7 protein-coding genes are annotated in these 4,135 nt (G+C 70.2%); 5 read left to right on the top strand and 2 right to left on the bottom strand.

Annotation, left to right across the window (positions count from 1 at the left end; genetic code table 11):
• Together ABIA32_RS33475 and ABIA32_RS33470 are read left to right on the top strand one after the other, a co-directional pair.
• On the top strand, window positions 1–161 hold a 161-nt coding region (locus tag ABIA32_RS33475; protein ID WP_370103642.1), incomplete at its 5' end, for a chaplin.
• Window positions 162–249: 88 nt separating this feature from the next.
• Window positions 250–627, top strand: coding sequence for a hypothetical protein (locus tag ABIA32_RS33470; protein WP_370103641.1), 378 nt, complete (start codon window positions 250–252; stop codon window positions 625–627).
• A 222-nt stretch (window positions 628–849) separates the two neighbouring features.
• On the opposite strand, the gene ABIA32_RS33465 is transcribed toward ABIA32_RS33470, so the two are convergent.
• Window positions 850–1,518 (bottom strand): hypothetical protein, encoded by a 669-nt coding sequence (locus tag ABIA32_RS33465; RefSeq protein WP_370103640.1) that lies wholly within the window; start codon window positions 1,516–1,518, stop codon window positions 850–852.
• 265 nt (window positions 1,519–1,783) lie between these two features.
• On the opposite strand from ABIA32_RS33465, the gene ABIA32_RS33460 reads away from it, so the two are divergent.
• From ABIA32_RS33460 to ABIA32_RS33450, 3 genes are all read left to right on the top strand, one after another.
• Window positions 1,784–2,122, top strand: a complete 339-nt coding sequence (locus tag ABIA32_RS33460; RefSeq protein ID WP_370103639.1) for a rodlet layer protein — start codon at window positions 1,784–1,786, stop codon at window positions 2,120–2,122.
• Window positions 2,123–2,215: 93 nt separating this feature from the next.
• Window positions 2,216–2,554, top strand: coding sequence for a rodlet layer protein (locus ABIA32_RS33455; protein ID WP_370103638.1), 339 nt, complete (start codon window positions 2,216–2,218; stop codon window positions 2,552–2,554).
• A 43-nt stretch (window positions 2,555–2,597) separates the two neighbouring features.
• Window positions 2,598–2,939: a rodlet layer protein gene (locus ABIA32_RS33450; RefSeq protein WP_370103637.1), complete on the top strand. Its 342-nt coding sequence runs from the start codon at window positions 2,598–2,600 to the stop codon at window positions 2,937–2,939.
• Window positions 2,940–3,013: 74 nt separating this feature from the next.
• Here ABIA32_RS33450 and hemB read toward each other — a convergent pair whose 3' ends face one another.
• Window positions 3,014–4,000 (bottom strand): porphobilinogen synthase, encoded by a 987-nt coding sequence (hemB, locus tag ABIA32_RS33445; protein ID WP_370103636.1) that lies wholly within the window; start codon window positions 3,998–4,000, stop codon window positions 3,014–3,016.
• Window positions 4,001–4,135: the final 135 nt, after the last annotated feature.

The raw sequence follows: 4,135 nt of genomic DNA, 5'->3' as shown, positions 1-4,135 counted from the left end.
CGACCGCGAACGGCACCGCCACCAACTCCCCGGGCTTCCTGTCGGGCAACCTGATCCAGGTCCCGATCCACATCCCGGTCAACGTCTGCGGCAACTCCGTCAACGTGATCGGCGCGCTGAACCCGGCGTTCGGCAACTCGTGCGAGAACAAGCCCTGCTGATCCGCCCTCGGCGAGCAGGACTCCGCCGTCCCCAGCGCGTCGGTCGCGCCGGGGACGGCGGGCCCCGTTCCGGATCTGGAGACCACCCATGAACACCGCCAGAGCAGCTGCCCTCGGCACCCTCTTCCTTACCGTGGCGGGCATCGCTGCGGCGTCCCCCGCCTCCGCGACCACGACGACGGCCGAGCAGCGGCCGGGCGCGGCGCTCCAGCCGCCGGCCGTGGCCCCCGCGGTCGCCGGCCTGACCGGCGCGGTCCCCTACGTGGTCCGCCCCGCGAAGGACTTCCGCCTCGACCCCCTGGCGAACTCGGCAGCCGACCCGCTGAACAATGGCGTGGCCCTGCAGCCGGACTCCCCCCACGCCGCCCCGGTCTCGACCCTCCCGGTCACCTCCCCGCTGAGCGGTGGCGGCGGCTTGTCCAGCTTGCCGCTGGTGGGCAGCGCAGCGGGCCTGCTCCCTGGCTGAGCCCCCGCACAGACCTCCGCCGGACCCTGCCTTCCTCCTCCTTCGGCAGGGCCCGGCGGATCCATTTTCTGTTCGGCAGCCAGTTGCACTATCTAGGGGCGCGGGGAACTGAGCGACAAGCCACCGGCATGCGGAGGGTCCTCAACGTGCAGGGCCATCCGCGCAGGGTGGTTTCTCGCGCAGTTCCCCGCGCCCCTGGAGGGTGCAACTGAGCGTCAGCCGTTAGCCGCGCGCAGCGTCCAGCGCGCCCTTCGCGCTGGCGACGACGTCCTGGACCGGCTTGATGAGGTTGGCGTCAGGGGTTCGCTGGTCGAACGAGAGCTGGCCGCCGGGGGCGCTCTGCAGGGTCGGCGGGGTGACCGAAGGCTGCAGGCGGGTCAGGTCCAGCTGCGGGAGCTCCTGCGACGCCGGCGCAGCCATCGCGCGGCCCTGGTAGGTGACCGGGTGGCCCAGCCCCAGCGCCGAGCTGACCGCCTTCAGCGGGGCCGCAGGAACGGCCAGGCGCGTGCCGCCGTCGTGGACCGTGCCGTCCGCCGAGGGCATCGGCGCGATGACGCCCAGCTCCGGGGTGCGGGACGCGGAGTTGAGCGAGGGCACCAGCGGGTCGGGGATCAGGGCGTGGGTGTCACGGCCGGCGGTCGGCGGCTCCAGCGGCATGGCCGGGATGCTGCCCTGCACGCCGCTGTCCGAGTGCTTGCCCGTCACATGCTGCACCAGCGTGCCCAGCGGGATGCCGAAGGGCACCTGCATCCGGCCCACGGACTGCTGCAGCGCCTCCTGCTGGTGCGGGCTGAGCGGTGCCGCCTGCGCGCTGTTCGCGCTCACCGCGGCAAGGACCGGCGCCGCGCAGGCCGCCAGCGCGACCGCCGTTCCACGGAGGGACTTGTTCATCGTGACGCTCATTCCTGTCTGGACATGGGTTGAGGTCGATTCAACAGCCTTGCACCACACGCTCCTTACCCGATCCACCCGGACGGCCCAACCCTTCCTGGCGCATTCCCTCCAGCGCGATGCGAATTCCGCCGAACGAGTGAGATGAGGGCCTACGGAGGGGTTGTCGGATTCCCCCGATCGGAGCCGCAACCAGTGGCTTTGGATTTCGTTGATTTCTTTGCCAGCACGACGGATTGATAGCTGTTCAGAAAGGCGCGCAGCAATGCTCAAGAAGTCCCTCGCCGGTGTCGGAATCGCCGCGGCCGCGTTCGCCGCGAGCGTGTCCCCCGCCATGGCCATCGGCAACTCGGACGGCATGGCCAGCTCGGTGGAGGGCCCCGGCGGCACCAACGTCACGGGCACCTGGGGCAACGAAAGCCCCAACTTCCACTTCCTGGACAACCCCAACATCTGCCTGCCCGAGGTCCACCACGTGCAGGTCGGCCTCGTGCCGGTCCAGGTCGACGTGCCGGTCGGCAACCAGCAGCTGCACCAGACCTGCAACATCGGCCAGGCCACGCAGACCTCGGGCGACGGGGCGCTGTCGCACCTGATCGGCTGAGCGGTCCCCGCAGTCCGCAGCACCCCGAAGTAGCGCAGTACCCGCAGCACCCGCAGTACTGATCCGAACCAGAACCCATCAGGAGAGAATCCCGTGATCAAGAAGTCTCTGGCCGCTGTCGGCCTCGCCGTCTCCGCGCTGGCCGTCACCGCCGGCCCGTCCTTCGCCATCGGCGACAGCGACGGCATGGCGATGTCGACCCAGGGTGCCGGCGGCACCGACATCACCGGCACCTGGGGCGACAAGAGCCCCAACTTCCACACCGCGGACAACCCGAACATCTGCCTGCCGGAGATCCACCACGTCCAGGTCGGCCTCGTGCCGGTCCAGGTCGACGTGCCGGTGCTGAACCAGCAGGGCCACCAGATCTGCAACGTCGGCCAGACCACGCAGACCTTCGGCGACGCCCCGCTCAGCCACCTGATCGGCTGATCCCGCTCAGCTCTGCCCGGCCGATAAGAATCGAGAAGGACCCATGCTGAAGAAGGCCCTCGCCTACGCGGGTGTCGCGGTCGCCGCGATCGCCGCCACGGCGACGCCCGCCTCCGCCCTCGGGGACGCGGACGGCTCCGCCGTCTCGTCCCAGGGTGCCGGCGGCACCAACGTCACCGGGACGTGGGGCGACAACAGCCCCAACTTCCACTTCCTGGACAACCCCAACATCTGCCTGCCCGAGATCCACCACGTGCAGGTCGGCCTGCTGGTCCCCGTCCAGGTGGACGTCCCGGTCGGCAACCAGCAGCTGCACCAGGTCTGCAACGTCGGCCAGGCGACGCAGTCCACCGGCGACGGTGCGGCTTCGCACCTCGTCGGCTGACCCTCCGGGTTCCACACAGGGTGAGGCCCCCGGGAGTTCTCCTCCCGGGGGCCTCACCCTTCGGTGCGTGGTGGTCAGCGGTCGCGCAGCTGCTGGGCGACCTCGACGGCCCAGTAGGTGAGGATCTGCTCGGCACCGGCGCGGCGGATCGAGGTCAGCGTCTCCAGGATCATCCGGTCCCTGTCGATCCAGCCGTTCGCGGCAGCCGCCTCGACCATCGCGTATTCGCCGGAGACCTGGTACGCGGCGACCGGCACGGGGCTGTGGTCGGCGACCTCGCGCAGCACGTCGAGGTAGGCCATCGCGGGCTTCACCATCACCAGGTCCGCGCCCTCGGCGACGTCCAACTCCAGCTCACGCAGCGCTTCGCGGGCGTTGGCGGGGTCCTGCTGGTAGCTCTTGCGGTCACCCTTGAGGGATGACCCGACGGCCTCGCGGAACGGGCCGAAGAAGGCGGAGGCGTACTTCGCGGTGTAGGCGAGGATCGACACGTCCTGATGCCCGGCCTCGTCCAGCGCCTGGCGGACGACGGCAACCTGACCGTCCATCATCCCGGAGGGCCCGACCATGTGGACCCCGGCATCGGCCTGCACGCGGGCCATCTCGGCGTAGCGGAGCAGGGTCGCGTCGTTGTCGACGCTGCCGTCCGCGGCGAGGACGCCGCAGTGGCCGTGGTCGGTGTATTCGTCCAGGCAGAGGTCCGACATGACGACGACCTGGTCCCCGACCTCGGCAACGACGTCGCGGATGGCCTGCTGCAGGATCCCGTCGGGATTGGTCCCCTCGGAGCCGACGGCGTCCTGCACGGCGGGCACGCCGAACAGCATGATTCCGCCGACGCCGGCGGTCGCGGCCTCGACGGCTGCCTTCTTGAGGGTGTCAGGCGTGTGCTGAACGATTCCCGGCATCGAAGCGATCGGGACCGGCTGCTGGATGCCCTCCCGCACGAACATCGGCGCGATCAGCTCCGCCGGGTGCAGGCGTGTCTCCGCGACGAGCCGACGCACAGCGGGGGTGGCACGCAGCCGTCGGGGGCGGATGTACGGACTTTCGATTCCCATTGCTGCGCCTTCTCCTCTTGGCTTGACCATGCAACCACCGAGGGGCGCGGGGAACTGCGCGAGAAACCACCCTGTGCGGATGGCCCTGCTCGCTGAGCGACCCACCACCTGGGGTGGCTTGTCGCGCAGTTCCCC

The sequence above is a fragment of the Streptacidiphilus sp. MAP12-20 genome (assembly GCF_041262525.1).
Lineage (GTDB): Bacteria > Actinomycetota > Actinomycetes > Streptomycetales > Streptomycetaceae > Streptacidiphilus.
The sequence above is the reverse complement of the archived record's forward strand: the minus strand, read 5'-3'. Positions and strand labels throughout refer to the sequence as shown.

Coding starts and splice junctions, on each gene's coding strand:
- ABIA32_RS33470 (WP_370103641.1), top strand. CDS start 250: ATGAACACCGCCAGAGCAGCTGCCCTCGGCACCCTCTTCCTTACCGTG.
- ABIA32_RS33465 (WP_370103640.1), bottom strand. CDS start 1,518: ATGAACAAGTCCCTCCGTGGAACGGCGGTCGCGCTGGCGGCCTGCGCG.
- ABIA32_RS33460 (WP_370103639.1), top strand. CDS start 1,784: ATGCTCAAGAAGTCCCTCGCCGGTGTCGGAATCGCCGCGGCCGCGTTC.
- ABIA32_RS33450 (WP_370103637.1), top strand. CDS start 2,598: ATGCTGAAGAAGGCCCTCGCCTACGCGGGTGTCGCGGTCGCCGCGATC.
- hemB (WP_370103636.1), bottom strand. CDS start 4,000: ATGGGAATCGAAAGTCCGTACATCCGCCCCCGACGGCTGCGTGCCACC.